This is a genomic window from Amphritea atlantica (assembly GCF_018860855.1).
GTDB classification, from domain to species: domain Bacteria; phylum Pseudomonadota; class Gammaproteobacteria; order Pseudomonadales; family Balneatricaceae; genus Amphritea; species Amphritea atlantica_A.
In genome coordinates, this window is sequence record NZ_JAHKQE010000045.1 from 29,522 (window position 1) to 48,177 (window position 18,656).

At 48.1% G+C, this 18,656-nt stretch carries 18 protein-coding genes; 2 read left to right on the forward strand and 16 right to left on the reverse strand.

Annotation, left to right across the window (positions count from 1 at the left end; all coding sequences use genetic code 11):
- Positions 1–269 precede the first annotated feature (269 nt).
- Both KO512_RS18940 and KO512_RS18945 read left to right on the forward strand, forming a co-directional pair.
- Positions 270–1,211 (forward strand): bifunctional enoyl-CoA hydratase/phosphate acetyltransferase, encoded by a 942-nt coding sequence (locus tag KO512_RS18940; RefSeq protein ID WP_215953885.1) that lies wholly within the window; start codon positions 270–272, stop codon positions 1,209–1,211.
- Between the two features lies 1 nt (position 1,212).
- Positions 1,213–2,409, forward strand: a complete 1,197-nt coding sequence (locus KO512_RS18945) for an acetate/propionate family kinase (RefSeq protein ID WP_215953886.1) — start codon at positions 1,213–1,215, stop codon at positions 2,407–2,409.
- A 113-nt stretch (positions 2,410–2,522) separates the two neighbouring features.
- On the opposite strand, the gene KO512_RS18950 is transcribed toward KO512_RS18945, so the two are convergent.
- The 16 genes from KO512_RS18950 to lepB form a co-directional block, all read right to left on the reverse strand.
- Positions 2,523–2,999 (reverse strand): hypothetical protein, encoded by a 477-nt coding sequence (locus tag KO512_RS18950; protein WP_215953887.1) that lies wholly within the window; start codon positions 2,997–2,999, stop codon positions 2,523–2,525.
- Between the two features lie 299 nt (positions 3,000–3,298).
- Complete coding sequence (gene rlmB, locus KO512_RS18955) at positions 3,299–4,039, reverse strand: 23S rRNA (guanosine(2251)-2'-O)-methyltransferase RlmB (RefSeq protein ID WP_215953888.1); 741 nt, start codon at positions 4,037–4,039, stop codon at positions 3,299–3,301.
- Complete coding sequence (gene hemH, locus KO512_RS18960) at positions 4,029–5,075, reverse strand: ferrochelatase (protein ID WP_215953889.1); 1,047 nt, start codon at positions 5,073–5,075, stop codon at positions 4,029–4,031. The genes rlmB and hemH overlap by 11 nt, the downstream gene beginning before the upstream one ends.
- Positions 5,076–5,173: 98 nt before the next feature.
- Positions 5,174–5,830, reverse strand: coding sequence for an adenylate kinase (gene adk, locus KO512_RS18965; protein ID WP_215953890.1), 657 nt, complete (start codon positions 5,828–5,830; stop codon positions 5,174–5,176).
- Between the two features lie 452 nt (positions 5,831–6,282).
- A complete protein-coding gene (gene ppc, locus KO512_RS18970) occupies positions 6,283–8,889 on the reverse strand; it encodes a phosphoenolpyruvate carboxylase (RefSeq protein WP_215953891.1) in 2,607 nt (868 codons plus the stop codon).
- A 133-nt stretch (positions 8,890–9,022) separates the two neighbouring features.
- Positions 9,023–9,403, reverse strand: a complete 381-nt coding sequence (locus tag KO512_RS18975) for a hypothetical protein (RefSeq protein WP_215953892.1) — start codon at positions 9,401–9,403, stop codon at positions 9,023–9,025.
- A gap of 66 nt (positions 9,404–9,469) precedes the next feature.
- The gene (gene mazG / locus KO512_RS18980) at positions 9,470–10,288 is read right to left on the reverse strand and encodes a nucleoside triphosphate pyrophosphohydrolase (protein ID WP_215953893.1); all 819 of its coding nucleotides are present in this window, start codon (positions 10,286–10,288) and stop codon (positions 9,470–9,472) included.
- Positions 10,288–12,552 carry a GTP diphosphokinase gene (gene relA / locus KO512_RS18985; protein WP_215953894.1) on the reverse strand — a complete coding sequence of 755 codons (2,265 nt, stop codon included), beginning with the start codon at positions 12,550–12,552 and terminating at the stop codon, positions 10,288–10,290. The genes mazG and relA overlap by 1 nt, the downstream gene beginning before the upstream one ends.
- 270 nt (positions 12,553–12,822) lie before the next feature.
- Positions 12,823–13,719, reverse strand: coding sequence for a cysteine synthase CysM (cysM, locus tag KO512_RS18990; RefSeq protein ID WP_215953895.1), 897 nt, complete (start codon positions 13,717–13,719; stop codon positions 12,823–12,825).
- 159 nt (positions 13,720–13,878) lie between these two features.
- Entirely contained in the window at positions 13,879–14,253 is a 375-nt protein-coding gene (gene acpS, locus KO512_RS18995) for a holo-ACP synthase (protein WP_215953896.1), read from the reverse strand.
- Positions 14,250–15,023, reverse strand: coding sequence for a pyridoxine 5'-phosphate synthase (pdxJ, locus tag KO512_RS19000; protein WP_303493450.1), 774 nt, complete (start codon positions 15,021–15,023; stop codon positions 14,250–14,252). Before pdxJ ends, acpS begins: the two co-directional genes overlap by 4 nt.
- 111 nt (positions 15,024–15,134) lie before the next feature.
- On the reverse strand, positions 15,135–15,842 hold the full coding sequence (gene recO, locus KO512_RS19005) for a DNA repair protein RecO (RefSeq protein ID WP_215953898.1): 708 nt from the start codon (positions 15,840–15,842) through the stop codon (positions 15,135–15,137).
- A gap of 13 nt (positions 15,843–15,855) precedes the next feature.
- Positions 15,856–16,791, reverse strand: a complete 936-nt coding sequence (era, locus tag KO512_RS19010; RefSeq protein WP_215953899.1) for a GTPase Era — start codon at positions 16,789–16,791, stop codon at positions 15,856–15,858.
- The gene (gene rnc / locus KO512_RS19015; RefSeq protein ID WP_215953902.1) at positions 16,788–17,468 is read right to left on the reverse strand and encodes a ribonuclease III; all 681 of its coding nucleotides are present in this window, start codon (positions 17,466–17,468) and stop codon (positions 16,788–16,790) included. Before rnc ends, era begins: the two co-directional genes overlap by 4 nt.
- On the reverse strand, positions 17,468–17,842 hold the full coding sequence (locus tag KO512_RS19020) for a DUF4845 domain-containing protein (RefSeq protein ID WP_215953900.1): 375 nt from the start codon (positions 17,840–17,842) through the stop codon (positions 17,468–17,470). Before KO512_RS19020 ends, rnc begins: the two co-directional genes overlap by 1 nt.
- A gap of 20 nt (positions 17,843–17,862) precedes the next feature.
- A partial coding sequence (gene lepB, locus KO512_RS19025; protein ID WP_215953901.1) for a signal peptidase I occupies positions 17,863–18,656 on the reverse strand: 794 nt, incomplete at its 5' end.

Below are 18,656 nucleotides of genomic sequence, written 5' to 3' on the forward strand. Positions count from 1 at the left end.
AACTGATGCTCCCACTGTATGGTTACTCTTCTACGATAAAAGCCATTTTTCCGCACCTGCGTCATAGAAAAGGCCCTATCATTGGTTATAAAATCATTATATTAGCTATTTATCTTGTTGCACTGCATCATGAGAAGTTCATACACTTGTCATACGTTAAGCGACAAACCGAAACAAAACCCAATATATAATTAATATCGCGACAATCCTGCGTCCAAGACCGTAGAAGACCCATTCGGAAATCAGGACTGAGCACTTGGAGTATTGCCATGATTCTTTCAGATAAGCCCCCCATTCATAATCAACTCGAATTCTTTATTGAAGAAGCAGTAAAAGCGCGCCCCGTCACCACCGCAGTGGTACATCCCGTCGAACACAACGGCTTGAGTGGCGCAATTGAAGCAGCAGAGCGAGGCTTAATTGTACCGATCCTGGTAGGCCCATCCGCTAAAATCAAAGCAGCAGCCGATAAGTATGAATTAAACATAGACGACTATGAACTAATCGATGTCGAGCACAGTCATGCAGCGGCTGAAACAGCAGTGCGACTGATTCGTGAGGCTCGTGCTGAGACCCTAATGAAGGGAGACTTAGGCACGTCTGAACTACTAAGTGCCGTGATTCATAAAACTCAAGGAATCCGAACCGAGCGCCGCCTGAGTCATGTCTTTGTACTCGATGTGCCCAACTACCATAAGCCGTTGATGATCACCGATGCCGCCATTAACGTCATGCCGGATCTACTCACCAAACAAGATATCGTTCAAAACGCCATCGACTTCTGCCATGCCCTAGGTATAAAAGAACCGAAAGTCGCCATCCTCGCAGCCGTTGAAAAAGTAAAACCGTCAATGCCAAGCACCATTGATGCGGCCTCGTTATGCAAAATGGCTGATCGAGGGCAGATCACCGGCGGTATCCTAGACGGCCCACTGGCCTTTGATAACGCGATCTCATTACAGGCCGCCATCGATAAACATATCTCATCCCCAGTATCCGGCGATGCTGATATTCTCTTGGCACCCGATCTTGAAGCCGCCAATATGATCGCTAAGCAGCTGATCTACCTTGCCGATGCGAAATCAGCAGGGATCGCCTTGGGTGCACGGGCGCCTATTATTCTTAACAGCCGCGCTGAAGGCACCCTGACACGGTTAGCGTCCTGCGCGCTCGCATCACATATGGTTCTGCATCCACAGGAGAAAAAATAACATGAGTCTGATCCTAACCGTCAATGGCGGCTCGTCCAGCCTAAAATGTGCGCTATTTTTTCGTCATGATGATATTGCGGATAATGTGTATACGATTAAGTTAAGCAATATCCTCAACACACCAAAAATGAAGGTGATGTCCTCTAAAGGGGAGATATTGGAGCAACATCTGCTGGATATGACAGAGATAGCCATTGATCACCGTCATCAATCCTGCCTTGATGAAGTCATACAATGGGTTCACAAAAACCTACCCGATAGCGATATCAAAGCTGTTGGTCACCGGGTAGTACATGGCGGTGAATTGTTTAGTGAGCCGGTGGTTGTTAATGACGAGATACTCAAGAACCTCGAAGATCTCATTCCATTAGCCCCATTACACCAACCCTATAGCATCAAGCTGATCCGTGCCTGCCAACACCTTAAACCCGATCTACCTCAAATTCTCTGTTTTGATACCATGTTCCACACGGATCAGCCCGATGTAGAACAGCATTACGCCATTCCACGAAAATTTACCAAAGCGGGTATACACCGCTATGGCTTCCACGGTTTATCCTATGAATTTATCCAACACGCACTGAAAAAAATCGGCAATGGCGCCGAAAGCGCCAAAACCGTTGTCTGTCACCTGGGCGCGGGGTCCAGCATGTGTGCCATAAAAGAGGGTAAATCGATTGCCTCATCCATGGGATTTTCCGCCGTAGAAGGTCTACCGATGGGCACCCGTACCGGTAATATTGATCCTGGTGTCTTGCTCTATCTGCAACGTAACTACCATATGGATACAGACCAACTAGAAAGTTTTATCTATAAGGACTGTGGTTGGTTAGGTGTCTCGGGTATCAGCTCTGATATGCAAGAACTGAAAAAATCGGATAAACCCGAAGCCGAAGAAGCCATTGCTATGTTCGTCTATCGTGCAGCACTGGAAATCGGACGCCTAAGCGCCGCTTTACAAGGTTTGGATCAACTGGTCTTTACCGCTGGCGTTGGTGAGAACGATAGTTCATTGCGTCAACGGGTCTGTGATCAACTCGACTGGCTCGGTGTTAAGCTAAACAAAAGCGCTAACCAAGAAAGTGAAGCAATTATCAGTAAAGCCACCAGTCCCGTCGTTGTTCGGGTAATACCCACCAATGAAGAGGCTATGATTGCCCGACATACGGAAAACATTTTAGCCGCCGCTGAAAGCTAAAACTGATCAGCATCGCTAGACCGCCACGCGCGCGGCTAGCGACAGTTCTAAGGCAAAAAAACAGAGAGCCACTGGCTCTCTGTTTTTACCAACCCAACAGACGAAACCCAGCGTTAATATTCTCCTTTACCAAAAGCAGGTTTACCCGCCACCAGCGCGTAATTTTTCATAGTTTGTGCCCAATTGGAGTCGTTAGCTTTCAGCGTTACTTTTTTCAAATACCCCCTCAACGCAGTTGGCAAGCCTTCGACATCTTTCACGATACAGAGTTTTTTCTCCATATCCTCTGTTGAGGTTTTTCCGGCGGTTAACAACCCACGAACCATCACCGCATCATTATCGGTCGGATTGAACGTGAGTGAATATTCCCCGTATGCCGAGCTAAAATAATAGGTACCCTTCTCAATCTCAGCGGTATTGGTATAAACATTGGCGGGTTTGAGTTTATTAAGATTATTTAAATCATCGCCACACATGACACCATGAATAATAATGTCTGCTTTTTTATCAAGATAGATATCTTGATAGCCCTCTACTGCCATGGCAGACAGACTCGAGGTTAACGCTAACAGTCCGATGATGTGCTTCATTTTTGCCTCGTCTTATCGTTATTTTTTTAAACTGATTAAGTTCTACTGTTCTGTATTACTTAAGATCATACAGTGTATAGGCGATGCTGATCAGCACCGTTAGCTTGATCAAACATTGTCATCAACTGAGTGTGCTACAAACAGTTATTGAGGGCAAACGTTGAATAACGGTTTAAAGGAGGCAGTCGCCACTGAAGCGGCGATGCCGAAGCGTGCCTGATTAAAAACCAGCCACGCTCGATCTAGCTAAGACAGCTAAAAAAAGCACAGCAAACGAACGCTTCTGTAGAAAGAAAAACCTAGGCTTTTCTTTGTCTAACCGCTTCAAACAAGCAAACACCCGTAGCAACTGAAACGTTCAGTGATGAAACCTCACCGGCCATATCAATTTTCACCAAAAAGTCACAGTGCTCGCGGGTCAAACGGCGCATCCCTTGTCCCTCGGCCCCCATCACTAATGCCATCGGACCTTTCAAGTCTGCATCATAGATCAGAGTATCGGCTTCGCCGGCGGTGCCAGTGACCCAGATGCCCTTCTGCTGCAACTCTTTCAGGGTGCGCGCAAGATTGGTCACCAATACATAAGGCATCACTTCTGCCGCACCACAGGCCACTTTACTCGCCGTGGCGTTTAAAGGGGCAGATTTGTCTTTCGGCGCAATAACCGCATGCACACCCGCCGCATCGGCAGTACGTAAACACGCCCCTAGATTATGCGGATCGGTAACACCATCGAGCACCAACAGAAAAGCGGGCTCTTCCAGCTTATCCAACATCGCATCAAGGAACTGCTCATTCTTCGCTTGAATCGGCTCACAGGCAACCACCACACCTTGGTGAACACCCTCTTCAGCCATCGTATCTAGCTCTTTACGACTCACCCGTTCAATACTGATGTTCTTTTCAGCCGCTAAGTCCAGCAGCGTCTGCATCCGCCCATCAACCCGCCCCTTAAGCACCCACATTCCTTTTACCCGCTTGCTGTCACGTTGCAGCGTGGTGCTGGCCGCATGGATACCAAAGATATATTCAGGACGCATTGTTTGTCTCTTTCTGTTCATTAACGGTATCGGCTTGGTTAAACCAGCCAGTGCTATTTTCTTGTACCAGTGCCACCAGCAGGTTAATCATGCCCTGCTCGGCATTCAGTGCCGGAATATACTGATATTGCTCGCCACCAGCCTCTGTAAACACATCCCGGTTCTCGACGGCGATCTCTTCGAGGGTCTCCAAACAATCGGCGGCAAAGGCGGGGCAGATAATATCCACCTTCTTCACACCACGCTCAGGTAGCGCCTCAAGGGTTTTATCGGTGTAGGGCTGCAGCCAAGCTTTTGGCCCAAAACGGGACTGAAAAGTCGTTTGCCACTGATCTGCCACCAACCCCAATGCTTTTGCCAGCAATTCCGAGGTGCGATGGCAATGCTCGGGATAAGGATCACCTTTAGCCGCATACTCTTGGGGGATACCATGATAGGACAATATCAACTTATCGCTGTGGGGATGACTCGCCTGAAAAGTCTGTACAGATTCAGCCAGTGCCCGAATATAAAGCGGATGATCATGATAATCATGAATAACGCGAATATCGGGAAAATCACGGGTTTTCATCTGAAACCGAGCGATCAGGTCATAGATAGGCGCGGTGGTGGTCGCCGAGTATTGCGGATACAGCGGCACCACTAAGATTTTTTTATAGCCAGCTTCAGTGAGCTCTTCGAGTCGTGCGGTTAAACCTGGATTTCCATAGGTCATCGCCGAATAAACTTGAATATTCTGCGCCGGCATCTGCTGCTGCAATGCTAATTGTAATGCAGCAACTTGCTGATTCAGTATCAACCGCAGAGGCGAATCCTGATCCCAAATCGAAGCATACAGCTTGGCTACCTTACGCGGGCGAAAGGTCAAAATAATGCCATTTAGCACCGTTAACCAAACCAACCGCATAATACCGTTGCCTTCCACCACTCGGCGATCCGACAAAAACTCTTTAAGATACCGGCGAACCGCTGCTGGCGTCGGCTCATCAGGCGAGCCTAGATTGACCAACAGCACCGCTGTTTTGGGCTGAGACATCAGTTTATTTCCGATTAAAAGCAAAGCGCTATTATCGCGGAATCGCAGACAATAAAAAACCGCTCAAGTGAGCGGTTTGTCATAAACTCAGCAAAGAGTTACTTTTCTAATGACGCAAACACCGCATCACGAATATCTTCGACACCACCAACACCCGGAATATAGTTATATTTCGGAGCATCCGCAGCGGCCGTTTCTGACCAACCTTTATAATACGTGATCAGTGGTGCAGTTTGTTCATGGTAAACATCCAGACGCTGACGCACGGTTTCTTCTTTATCGTCTTCACGCTGAACCAGATCATCACCGGTAACATCATCTTTGCCTTCGACCGCCGGTGGGTTAAAGATCACATGGTAGGTACGACCAGAACCCGGGTGAACACGGCGGCCCGCCATACGCTTGATGATCTCTTCGTCAGCCACATCGATCTCAACCACAGCATCGATAGCAACGCCGGCATCCTTCATTGCATCCGCTTGAGGAATGGTGCGTGGAAAACCGTCAAATAGAAAACCATTCGCACAGTCAGACTCAGTAATACGCTCTTTTACCAAACCGATAATAATATCATCGGATACCAAACCACCCGCATCCATTACCTTTTTCGCTTCGATACCCAAAGGCGTTCCTGCTTTGACCGCTGCGCGCAACATATCGCCGGTAGAGATCTGAGGAATGCTGTATTTTTCACAGATATACTGGGCCTGAGTGCCTTTGCCGGCACCTGGGGCACCTAAAAGAATGATTCGCATGTAAGGATTGCTCCGTTTCTAATTTTATAATTCAAAAACTTATAACTTAAAACCACTTATAACTTAAACCTTAGTGCCAAGCGCTTATTGGATAACCGCCGACTGAAATTTTCTGAAAGGCAATGTGTCACACTATAGCCCTATGCCTGCGACGCACAATTGGACATTCGACCTACAATCCACACCTAAAGGTTACCAATTGTGGGAGGCAATTTTCGCCAATACTGAAATATTTACACTACAAGGGCGAAAAAAGAACGATCGAGGGTAGTCAAAACGGTCTAAGGTAGCAACCCCCCAAAAGGATAAGATCCGCTTTTGTTGACCCTTGTTATCAATCACGATCAACAACAACGCTCAAATAAGTCTGCCAGACACCGTTCACTCTCGACCTGACCGATCAACCGAAAACTCAGCCCTATTGAATGATCACAATAAGGGCTGAGGACAGCTTAACCAGTATTGCGCATCCCTGCGGAAATACCCGCCATGGTGATCATCAACGCCTGCTCTAAGCGTTCATCCGGCTGATTTCGATCACGGTATAACAGTTCCGCCTGTAGAAAATGCAGAGGATCGATATAAGGGTTTCGCACCTCGATCGACTGACGAATAACAGGGCTATGCTCCAATAAAACATCTTGCTGCTTGATCTTTTTCACCAGCTCGATCGTGTTTGCCAAGCGGTAGCGCAGATCTGCCCCTAACACGCTTAACTCTTCAGATACCAAACGTTTCTCATAATAGGCGGCGATATTACCATCGGACTTCGCCACCACCATCTCCAACATATCCATATAGGAACGGAAAAATGGCCAGTCTCTGCGCATGGTTTCGACTAGATCAAACTGCCCGTTGTCGATAGTTTGCTGCAAGGCCACATCACTGCCTAGCCATGCGGGCAACATCAGCCGAATTTGAGTCCAAGCAAAGATCCACGGAATCGCTCGCAAACTCTCGACACCGCCATCGGCTTTACGTTTAGCAGGACGGCTCCCTAATGGAAGTTTTGCCAGCTCTTGTTCCGGCGTCGCAGAACGGAAGTAAGGGACAAACTGTGGATCAAATTTCACCACCTGCCGATAGGCTGTCAGGCCTGTTTGCGCCATCTCATTCATGAGCTGACGCCATTCCGGTTTAGGCCCGGCGGCGGGTGCCAGCGTCGCTTCCAATGTTGCTGAGGTATAAAGCTCTAAGTTTCGTACGGCAATGTCGGGGATTCCAAATTTAAAACGGATCATCTCCCCTTGTTCCGTCACCCTCAAACTCCCGGCAACAGAGCCCGGTGGCTGCGCTAGAATAGCAGTATGACTTGGGCCACCACCACGGCCGACGGTGCCACCACGACCATGAAACAGCGTTAGATGAACGTCATACTCCTGACAAACCTTAGTTAACGCTTCCTGAGCCCGATACTGCCCCCAAGCCGCGGCTAGCTGCCCCGCATCTTTAGATGAATCGGAATAGCCAATCATCACTTCTTGATGACCTTCGGTGTAGTTCTTATACCAAGGAATCGCCAACAGTTGCCGGATACAGTTCTCAGCGTTATCTAAGTCTTCTAGGGTTTCAAATAACGGAGCGACACGGATATTGTGCTGAATACCGCTCTCTTTGAGTAACAGAATAACGGCCAGTACATCCGAAGGCTGACTAGCCATCGAAATCACGTAGGAACCCAATGAGTTGGGCTCTTCTCGCGCCACTACATTGCAGGTATCCAGCACTTCCTGAACATCCGCAGAGGGCTGCCAATCACGGGGAAAGAGCGGTCGTTTTTCCTGCAACTCTTTCAGCAGAAACATCTGCTTATTAGTCTCGCTCCACTCGCTATAACAGCCAATACCGTAAAAACCGGTCAACTCATCCAGCACTTCAGCATGACGATCGGCATTTTGGCGAATATCCAGATTCACCAAATTCATACCAAAACAGGCCACTCGACGGATAGTGTCGCTTAATAGGCCTTCAGCAATGACATCCATCTGACAACGACGCAGCGATGAATCAATCAGTAGCAACGGTTCAAGCAACTGATCCGGCAGAATATAGATACCCTCTTTATCCACAGGGTGTCCATCCAACCGCTCGGTCACCCAGTGTTTAGTCTTAGTTAACGTCTGACTGACCTCTCGTAACAATTCCCGATAGGGCTCTGGATGATCGCCCACCCGTTGTCGCAGCTCATCACTGCAATCACTCATCGATAACTCGGTACGCAATCGCTCAATATCTCTGATATACAGATCGGCGGCCATCCAGCGAGACAGTAACAACACCTGCTCGGTGGTCTTGGAGGTCACATTAGGGTTGCCGTCACGATCACCGCCCATCCAAGAGGCAAAACGAACCGGTGAGCGGGTCAAGGGCAGGTGAATACCGGTTGCATCAAATAACTGCTGATCGATATGGCGCAGAAATACCGGTACGGCCTCCCACAGCGAGTTTTCAATAACCGCAAAACCCCATTTAGCTTCATCAATCGGTGTAGGACGCTGCTTACGAATCGTATCCGTGTGCCACGCTTGACTGATCAGGTCATGCAGCCGGTGGCGTAGATCTTCACCTCGATCAATACGTTGCAAACATTCTGTGATCGAATCAAACTTCTGAATCAGGGTACGTCGGTTAACTTCTGTGGGGTGAGCGGTCAACACCAACTCAACATCCATATCGCAGACCGCATCGGCAATCTGCTGTGGGGTGGAACCTTGCTGGACCAAACGACCAATCAAGCCGCAGAAAGAATCACTGGTGCAAACATCCATGACACCCGAGCGACGCCGCACCCGGTGATGTTCTTCAGCAATATTGGAAAGATTCAGAAACTGAGTAAATGCCCGTGCAACCGGTAACAGATCATCATCATCGAGTTCGCTGAGTGTCTTTAGCAACTCGTCACCGACGGGCTTACCTGATGATCTCCCCGCCTTAGACAGAGCTCGAATGGTTTCGATTTTATCTAGAAATGCCTGTCCTTTGTGAGCAACAATGGTCTGTCCAAGACAGTCCCCTAGCATCCGAACGTCGTCCCGCAGGTCTTCGTGAAGCGTCGTCATTCCGCATCCCCTGTCATATCTGCAACATACAATTCATAAAGTATTGTTTATACACTAACATTGATATTACACGATTTGTGCAAAGCACAAATACTATCTTAGTACCAAGTAGTACCAAGGCAAAGGTAGCATGTTAAAAACCGGTCAGCTGCCGTAATTTCTTGAGTGCAATATCGGCTCGAGTCTCATTCTCAAAGCCAACTTCAACGTCCGGTTCTCCATCTAATATCAGAGCAACACGAAAACGAGTTTCTGTTTGGGCTAATGAGTGCGAACGAACCTCGGCCCGTTGTAGTTGATCAAAACTAAACCGCCGATAGCCAGAAGGATTTAACACGGCTATCTGACGCTGAGAGGCACTGACTAATAGTGTTGGATTACCTTTAAGCTCATCAGAGATCTGAAATCCGGCCGCTTGTAACTCTTTACGCTGGCCATCCATTCGTTGGTAATTCCAATACCCCAGTCCAGCCATAATAATAAACGCCAGAATAATCCACTGTGTCGATCCCATGCTTGATCTCCGCCTAAGCGTTATCTATCGTCAGTTATATTAATGGTTGATTGCCAACCGACATGACTATAAACCTTTCTCTTTGGCCTCATCCCACCAGCTATCGAGTTCATCTAAGGTGAAATCCTTCCACCCCTTGCCACTCTTAGCGACGTGATCTTCGATATAGTTAAAGCGGTTAGTGAATTTCTGATTGGTATAGCGCAAAGCACTTTCTGGATTGATCCCCATGTGGCGAGCAAGATTAACTTGGGCAAACATCAGATCACCCAGTTCATGTTCCATCTCGAGTGGATCGCCGGCAGCGATCGCCTCACGTAGTTCAGCGATCTCCTCCTCGATTTTATCCAGCACTGGAAGTACATCGCCCCAATCAAATCCCACTCTGGCAGCACGTTTTTGTAGTTTTTCGGCACGATTTAGCGCCGGCAAAGCCATCGGAATATCATCCAACACCCGCGCTTCTTCAACCGGCTTATCAGCCCGCTCAGCCGCTTTTATCGCTTCCCAGGTTTCTTTAATGGCCTGTTCATCTAATGGCTCAGCCGTACGCCGACTTTCCAACGTGCCGTCGGGGAAAACATGGGGGTGACGACGAATCAGTTTTGCCACCAGAGTATCGACAATCTCAGCAAACCCAAAACGCCGCTCCTCTTGCGCTAAACGGGCATAAAAGATCACTTGAAACAGTAGATCGCCTAACTCTCCCTGAAGGTGGTCCCAATCCTGCCGTTCAATGGTATCAGCCACTTCATAGGCTTCTTCGAGGGTGTGGGGAACAATACTGGCAAAATCCTGCTTCAGATCCCAAGGACAGCCATCCTCAGGGTCGCGTAGCCTTGCCATCAAGCCAATCAGATCGTTAAGCGTATATTGCACCGCCATCAGGAGCCACTCCGCTGTCGGTGAACATCCGTAACATTCGGAATCTGATTGATTTTATCCATGATCTTACCCAGTAATTCAAGACGACTAATCTCAATAGTCAGGGTCAACTGAGCAATATTGCTCTTCTTATCTGATTGGGTATGTGCCGCCACTAGGTTTACATTCTCGTTGGCCATCACCATCATGAGATCGCGCAGCAAGCCTGCACGGTCAAACGCTTCCACATAGATATCCACAGGGTAGGTCGATTCAGCTTCTTCACCCCAACTGACCTCGACCACCCGTTCACCCTCATGCTGGCGCAACTGAAAAACGTTAATACAGTCTTCACGGTGGATGGAGACGCCTCGGTTTTTGGTGATATAACCGATAATCAGATCTCCCGGCACGGGCTTACAACAAGGCGCAATCGTCGTGAGTAGATTACCCACCCCACGGATATTAATACCATCCGAGCCGACACTGTCCCGTTGGGCTCGGCCGCTATTGTTCGGCAAGGCCAGATCCAGCTGGGCATCGTGATTATGATCACTTTCGACCTGCTGTTGTGCGGCATTAATCACCTGTGATAGGCGAATATCTCCAGCACCGAGGGATGCATACATATCCTCAGCCGTCCGATGATTAACCGCTTTCGCCATCTTGCTAAAGTTAAGATCATTACTTTCTAATGCCAGACGACGGAACTCACGATCAATGATCTTTTTACCGGCAGCAGCATTCTTATCTTTATCTTGCAGTTTAAACCAGTGCTGTACCTTTGCGCGGGAACGGGCGCTGGTGATATACCCAAGGTTAGGGTTAAGCCAGTCACGTCGAGGGTGTTCCTCATTTGCCGTCAGAATCTCTACCTGATCACCGGTTTGTAACTGCCGCGTCAAGGGCACAATCCGGCCATTCACTTTGGCGCCTCGACAACGGTGGCCAACCTCGGTATGTACCCGATAAGCAAAATCAACTGGCGTGGATTTAACCGGCATATCAACAACATGACCATCGGGGGTAAAGACATACACTCGATCATGAGCAACGTCACCACTAAGCACTTCAGAAAAAGCTTCTGACTCACCCAGATCTTCAGTCCATTCCAATACCTGACGTAACCAAGCGATCTTCTCTTCGTAACTCGTACTGGTCGTCTGAGTATCGGTGCCTTTATAAAGCCAATGAGCACAGACCCCTAACTCGGCTTCCTCATGCATTGAGAAGGTACGAATTTGGATCTCTAATACTTTGCCTGACGGACCAAACACCGCGGTGTGCAGCGACCGATAACCGTTCGGTTTCGGTGACGCGATGTAATCGTCAAATTCATGAGGAATATTGCGCCACAAACCATGCACGATACCTAACACGGTATAACAGTCGCGTATTTCCGGCACCAGTATTCTTACTGCGCGAATATCGTAGACTTGGTTAAAGGCAATATTTTTGCGCTGCATTTTGCGCCAGATACTGTAGATGTGCTTGGCTCGACCCATCACATCCCCTTCAATATTCACCTTTTCTAATTCGGTGTTGAGAATATTGACAGAGTCTTCGATAAACTGCTGGCGATCGAGACGTTTCTCATCCAGCAGGGAGGCTATCTGTTTGTAGTCATTGGGTTTCAGATAGCGGAAAGAGAGGTCTTCCAGTTCCCACTTAATCTGGCCGATACCTAGCCGGTGAGCCAACGGCGCATAGACATCAAACACCTCGCGAGCTACCAGATAGCGTTTCTTGCGGGAATCGCCTTTAACTCGCCGAATCGCACAGGTGCGCTCGGCAATCTTAATCAGTACAACCCGCACATCATCGATCATTGAGACCAACATCTTGCGGACATTATCCAGCGGATTGCCACTCTGGCCTAAGACATTTTCACGCCGTGGATTCTGACGGCTACCGATAGCGGCCATCTGTAATACACCATCAATGAGCGAGGTAATGGTTTGCCCAAAACGACGGCGGATATCTTCCAACGTGGTACGTTTTTCGCGGACACTACGATACAAAATCGCCGCCACTAGTGCGTCCTGATCCTGATTGAGTTCAACCAGAATCTGCGCCATCTCCAAACCGGTCAGATAACTATCACAATCACTCCATGAACCTTCAGAGGGCTCCGCCTCGTCCTTTAGCTGTTGAGCATACAAACACGCCTGACGGACTGTATCAATATCCTTAACATCGACCTGTTCCTGTAACCGCTCGAGCCACATTTCCAGATCGACACTACCGTCAGCTTGTATCGGATGATCTTCGCGTACTTTTACCACAGCGCTACGCCGCTCCCTTCGTTGCCTGATACCCTAAAAACTATTGCTTTCTAGCTCTGCTGGATACCGCGATAAAACAGCAGCAGAAACAGACCTATTTTTAAATCTGTGTTAAAACCAATAGCGTATACAGCGGCCCATTCTATTATTTCAGACCTTTAATAGCGAGTAAGTTCAGCGTGATAAAATCTCCGCCTTGATCAACAAAGGTCGTAAAACGGACACTCTAAGCGTAAAAAAAGGAGCTCAAGGCTCCTTTAATAGATTGTTTTAATGACTAAAAACCCCGGTGGAAAGATACCGATCACCTCGGTCGCAAATAATGCATACAATAATCGCATTCTCAACCTCTTGAGCTAACCGTAATGCACCAGCGACGGCTCCCCCAGATGACACACCGCAGAAGATGCCTTCTTGTCGGGCCAGTGCACGCATTGTCTGCTCGGCCTCCTCCTGAGTAATATCGATTACACGATCCACCCGAGACGCATCAAATATCTTAGGCAAATAAGCTTCAGGCCAACGACGAATACCGGGAATCGACGCACCTTCTGCCGGCTGCAAACCAATCACCTGAACCTCAGAATTTTGCTCTTTTAAATAACGGGAAGTTCCCATAATGGTTCCGGTGGTTCCCATGGCACTCACAAAGTGGGTGATGCGACCATCGGTCTGCTGCCAAAGTTCAGGCCCAGTACCTCGGTAGTGCGCTTCTGGGTTATCCATATTGGCAAACTGATCAAGCAAAATACCCTGGCCATCAGCCTGCATCTGTAATGCTAGATCCCGCGCCCCTTCCATACCTTGCTCTTTCGTGACAGTGATCAGTTTTGCGCCGTAGGCCGTCATCGACGTTTTGCGCTCTTCACTGCTATTGTCCGGCATAATCAGCGTCATCTTGTAACCTTTGATCGCTGCCGCCATCGCTAAAGCGATGCCGGTATTACCAGAAGTCGCTTCGATCAGAGTATCACCCGGTGAAATCTGTCCACGCTGCTCGGCCCGCTGAATCATACTGATCGCGGGACGATCTTTCACTGAACCGGCAGGGTTATTGCCTTCCAATTTACAGAGCACCGTATTACCGCGCCCGATGTTAAGCCTCTGCAGGCGAACCAAGGGGGTATTACCCACATAGTCTTCAATGGTTGGAAAGTTCATACTCATACGTCTGCATGTCCACCGATCTTCAGCCAATATAAACTTATAACCGAAGAGAATTAAAAAGTAATTTTATATACCAAAAACATAATCAGAATAGTACCGGCGGTGACTTAAAAGCTCAATAAAAAAGAAACTGGAATTTATAGTGAACAATCGCCACGCTTAAGATTCTGCCACCGCAAAGGCAACCACATGATCGGTTTCATCACTGTAAGAGATATGAATCTGCCGAATACCTCGTTGCTCTGCTTTTTCTAAGGCTCCACCGCTCATTTCAATCAATGGACGGCCGAGTGAATCATGACTAATAGCAAAATGTTGCCAACTGATACCTCGACCAATTCCTGTACCCAGCGCCTTGACCGCCGCTTCTTTAGCCGCAAAGCGTTTTGCCAAAAAGTTCACCGGTTGCGAAGAGGCGCCGAATTGCTCTAGCTCCGTCGTGGTTAAAATACGCTCAGCAAGACGCGGCGTTCTTTCCAACGCCTGACCAATACGACGGATATCTAACAGGTCCGTCCCTACACCGAGAATCATCGACGCACAGCATCTCTTAATGATTGAACCCGAACCTGAGTTTCCATCATCAAGCGGCGCATCTCGGCAACGGCTTCTTTCAAGCCCACAAAAACAGCGCGAGCCATGATGCCATGACCGATATTAAGCTCATTAATTTCTGGAATTTCAGCGATCTGCTCAACATTATGATAATTCAGCCCGTGGCCCGCATTGACCACTAACCCTTTACTAAAAGCATAGGCAGCCGCTTCTTTTATCCGCGTTAATTCCGCTTGCTGTTGCACTGGTGTTTCCGCATCCGCATAGCCACCCGTATGCAGTTCAATAACCGGTGCGCCACAGGCCAATGTGGCCTCTATCTGATCCTTTTCTGGATCAATAAACAGAGACGCCGTCACCCCAGCCGCCGCCAAGCGATCACAGGCGGCCTTCACTTTTTGTAGCTGCCCGACAACATCTAGCCCACCTTCGGTGGTTAGCTCTTCCCGTTTTTCGGGGACTAAACAGGCGTGTCCTGGCTGTACTTTTTCGGCGATAGACACCATCTCGTCAGTTACCGCCATCTCAAAGTTCATCCGCGTTTGCAGGGTATCTGCTAACAGATAGATATCACGATCCTGAATATGGCGTCGATCTTCCCGCAGATGCACGGTAATACCATCGGCGCCGGCGTCTTCAGCCACAGCCGCCGCCTGTACCGGATCGGGGTAACGAGTGCCTCGAGCCTGACGCAGTGTGGCAACATGATCAATATTGACCCCCAGTAGTAAACGGCTTGGCTCAACCACGGTAAACCTCTTCATCAGTAAAGAAATAGAAAGTAATTAAAAGTTAAAGCTTACTAGAATCATCAGCGGAGAAATAGTCTGACGATATTTATTCAAGGACGATAATGTCAATCAAGCCCCCTTCGGGCGATAACCCTGAAGTAATTCACGGCTACGCAGCGGCCGATTTCCCAGTTGGGTTTCCAACGCCAGTCGCATCAGTCGTTTAGCGGCACGACGAATCTCTGGGCGGTGATACTGTTCCGCCACAATACCGATTAACTGATCGCCACTAAAACAAAACGGTCTTAACGCATCCGATAGTTGGCTGACCGCAACAAAGCCTCGGGCAGACTCGTAGCGATAGATGGTCTCGGGTTTACACTCCTGAACGTCAAACTGATAGCCTAATTGCTGCAACAGTTGCTGTTCGAAAGTTCGTAAAGCCAGCTCAATATCGGTCGCCGCTAGCAACTCATTTAAGACATATTGATAAAAAACATAGAGATGAGGGTGGGGATCGGAGGGCTGCAGTAGACGTTCAAGTAGCTCATTAACATAAAGCCCACAAATCAATGCATCACCCTTAAGAAACACGGGGGCGGCAACGGCTTCAGCCTGAAGCAGCGTTTTCAATTCATGGCGACCGCGTAAATTTATCTGTAGAGGGGTAAACGGCTGCATCATCGCCCGCATACGAGAACGCGGACTGCGGGCACCTTTGACAACGACACTGACCTTACCCTGTTCCAGCGTAAACAGATCAACCAGTAAGCTGGTTTCCCTGTAAGGACGGGTATGCAGGACGTAAGCCGCCTGAGCTTCAACCTGATAACTCATCCGCGGTCTACAATCACTCTATATCGTTATATCCAAGGCTGCGTAAGGCCCGCTCGTCATCCGACCAGTTGCTACGCACCTTAACCCAGAGATTCAGCATCACTTTAGAATCGAACATCTTTTCCATATCCAGACGCGCGTCACGCCCGATACCTTTAATTTTATCGCCCTTGTCACCAATCACGATGCGCTTCTGACCTTCTCGTTCAACCAGAATCAGGGCACTAATAATCAAGATGCCTCGTTCATTGCGTTTAAACTCTTCAATCTCGACGGTAGTACCGTAGGGTACTTCATCACCCAGATTACGCATCAGTTTCTCTCGCACCAGCTCGGCCGCCAAGAAGCGTGAACTGCGATCGGTGATCTGATCATCGGGATAGAAATGAATACTCTTAGGCAGGTGCTCGTTAATCACGGCTTCGAGACGATCGACACTGGTGCCATTTTTAGCCGAAATAGGAATAATTTCTAAGAAATCCATTTTTTGCGACAAAATTTCGAGATGTGGCAGAAGTGATTCTTTATCATCTAGCTGATCAATTTTATTGATCACGAGAATCACTGGGCATTTGATACCACCCAATTTTTCGAAAACGATTTCATCTTCTTCCGTCCAAGCGGTGCGGTCGATAATAAAGACCACGACATCAACATCACGCAGCGCAGAACTGGCGGCTTTGTTCATATAGCGGTTGATCGCTTTATCCTGATCTTTATGTAGCCCAGGAGTATCTACATAGACAGCCTGAACATCACCTTCAGTTTTAATGCCGACAATCTGATGGCGGGTTGTCTGCGGTTTACGCGAGGTAATACTCAGCTTCTGCCCAAGTATATTGTTCATTAGCGTCGATTTGCCCACATTCGGACGACCGATGATGGCCACAAAACCACAGTGTTGATCTTCACTCGGCTGATCTAACAGATAACTCAGATCGCGACTCATTTAACCACCTTCAGTTTATCAAGTGCGGTTTTGGCCGCATTCTGCTCAGCCTGCCGACGACTGCTACCCTTACCTTCCGTTGGTTTATCCAACAAAGAGACAGCACAACGAATTTCAAACGTCTGCTTATGCGCTTCACCACTAACGGACAGTAGCTCATAATCTGGTAACGGGGCCCGACGTGACTGTAGAAACTCCTGCAGTCGCGTTTTAGAATCTTTCTTAGTATCCAGCAACGATGTCTGCTCAAGACGAGACTGATACCAACCGAGAATATAGGGCCGGCAACTATCCATATTACTATCCAGATAGATCGCGCCAATAATCGCCTCAACGGCATCGGCAAGAATAGAGTCTCGACGATAGCCACCACTTTTTAATTCACCGGAACCCAGTCGCAGGTAATCACCAAGCTTCATCTCTCGAGCGAGTTCAGCCAGCGTTTCACCCTTAACTAACTGAGCTCTTAAACGGCTTAACTGCCCCTCTTTCGCTTCAGGGAAACGTCGGTAGAGGGCTTCTGCAATCACGAAATTCAAAATCGAATCGCCCAGAAATTCTAAGCGCTCGTTATTGCGTTTCCCGTGGCTACGGTGGGTGAGAGCTAATTCAATCATGCTCTCGTCTTTAAACTGATAACCCAGCTTCTTGGCGAGGTCGGTCGCAGGCTTAATAATCAACGGATAATCACTTCATACTGTTCGTGGAATTTAACCACTGCATCAACATTGTAAAACATGGGTACAGTTACATCGTATTTCAGGATGATATTTTTCACCCCTTCTTTTTCATCGATAATGATCGCGTCTTTAACCGGCAACGAAACCTGATTAATCCGCAGACGCTTAGATATTTTAAGTCGGGTTTCGTTTGGTGAATCCTTTTTCGTTTCAGGCTCTTCCACCAGTTCTTCCATCATTGATGTCACCAAACTGTGATCCCAATAGACCGGAAACAGCTTCATGCCAACCGCAAAAAAAACACCCGCGACAATCAAAATGATCATCAGCGAGAAGAATGAAACGCCCCGCTGCTTATTTCGTATCGACATAACTAACCCCAATTTTCCTTTTAATGGATAGTGCGTACATCACTAAAGTTAGGTAAGGTAAAAAAGTCTGGCCAATGCATCCACACGGCAAACGCCTTACCGACCAGTAACTCATCTGGGACAAATCCCCAGAAACGACTATCGTTACTATTATCACGATTATCGCCCATAACAAAATATTGTCCTTCAGGAACAACCCATTCAGCTGGTCGACGTGGCGGGGCAACATCTCGATAGATCTGATGGCTGACATCCCCGAGCACCTCATCCATCAATAATAACCGTGGACTCTGTGGTGGCAACTGCTCAAGTAACTGCTGTTTTTGCGGCTGACCATTGATGTATACCGTTTTATCCTGATAACTCACGCGGTCACCGGGTAATCCAACCACTCGCTTAATGTAATTAATACTAGGATCATTCGGATATTTAAACACCACCACATCTCCGCGTTGCGGCATGTTCATGGGAATAACTTTAGTTCCAATCACCGGTAAACGGAAACCATAATGCCATTTATTCACCAGAATAAAATCGCCAATTTTTAGTGTAGGCTTCATTGAACCGGAAGGAATCTGGAATGGCTCGACAACAAATGAACGTAAAATAAGCACAACCAGCAAAACCGGAAATAACGAACGGCATAAATCAACGACCGCATTTTCTTTATTTAGCTGTTCCAATGTTTCCTCTGGTAGCTCACCACTGGCCTGCTGTGCCGCCGCGATTCGGGCATTACGGGCACCTGCGAAAACGATCCGGTCATACACCCAGCCCAATGCGGCCAAAAAGGTAAGTACCACTAATATTAGTG

Coding starts and splice junctions, on each gene's coding strand:
- mazG (WP_215953893.1), bottom strand. CDS start 10,288: ATGGCGGTGCAATATACGCTTAACGATCTGATTGGCTTGATGGCAAGG.
- recO (WP_215953898.1), bottom strand. CDS start 15,842: ATGAGTTATCAGGTTGAAGCTCAGGCGGCTTACGTCCTGCATACCCGT.
- KO512_RS18945 (WP_215953886.1), top strand. CDS start 1,213: ATGAGTCTGATCCTAACCGTCAATGGCGGCTCGTCCAGCCTAAAATGT.
- KO512_RS18950 (WP_215953887.1), bottom strand. CDS start 2,999: ATGAAGCACATCATCGGACTGTTAGCGTTAACCTCGAGTCTGTCTGCC.
- KO512_RS19020 (WP_215953900.1), bottom strand. CDS start 17,842: ATGTCGATACGAAATAAGCAGCGGGGCGTTTCATTCTTCTCGCTGATG.
- acpS (WP_215953896.1), bottom strand. CDS start 14,253: ATGATTCTCGGTGTAGGGACGGACCTGTTAGATATCCGTCGTATTGGT.
- rlmB (WP_215953888.1), bottom strand. CDS start 4,039: ATGCGTCCTGAATATATCTTTGGTATCCATGCGGCCAGCACCACGCTG.
- KO512_RS18975 (WP_215953892.1), bottom strand. CDS start 9,403: ATGGGATCGACACAGTGGATTATTCTGGCGTTTATTATTATGGCTGGA.
- era (WP_215953899.1), bottom strand. CDS start 16,791: ATGAGTCGCGATCTGAGTTATCTGTTAGATCAGCCGAGTGAAGATCAA.
- hemH (WP_215953889.1), bottom strand. CDS start 5,075: ATGTCTCAGCCCAAAACAGCGGTGCTGTTGGTCAATCTAGGCTCGCCT.
- adk (WP_215953890.1), bottom strand. CDS start 5,830: ATGCGAATCATTCTTTTAGGTGCCCCAGGTGCCGGCAAAGGCACTCAG.
- cysM (WP_215953895.1), bottom strand. CDS start 13,719: ATGAGTATGAACTTTCCAACCATTGAAGACTATGTGGGTAATACCCCC.
- ppc (WP_215953891.1), bottom strand. CDS start 8,889: ATGACGACGCTTCACGAAGACCTGCGGGACGACGTTCGGATGCTAGGG.
- KO512_RS18940 (WP_215953885.1), top strand. CDS start 270: ATGATTCTTTCAGATAAGCCCCCCATTCATAATCAACTCGAATTCTTT.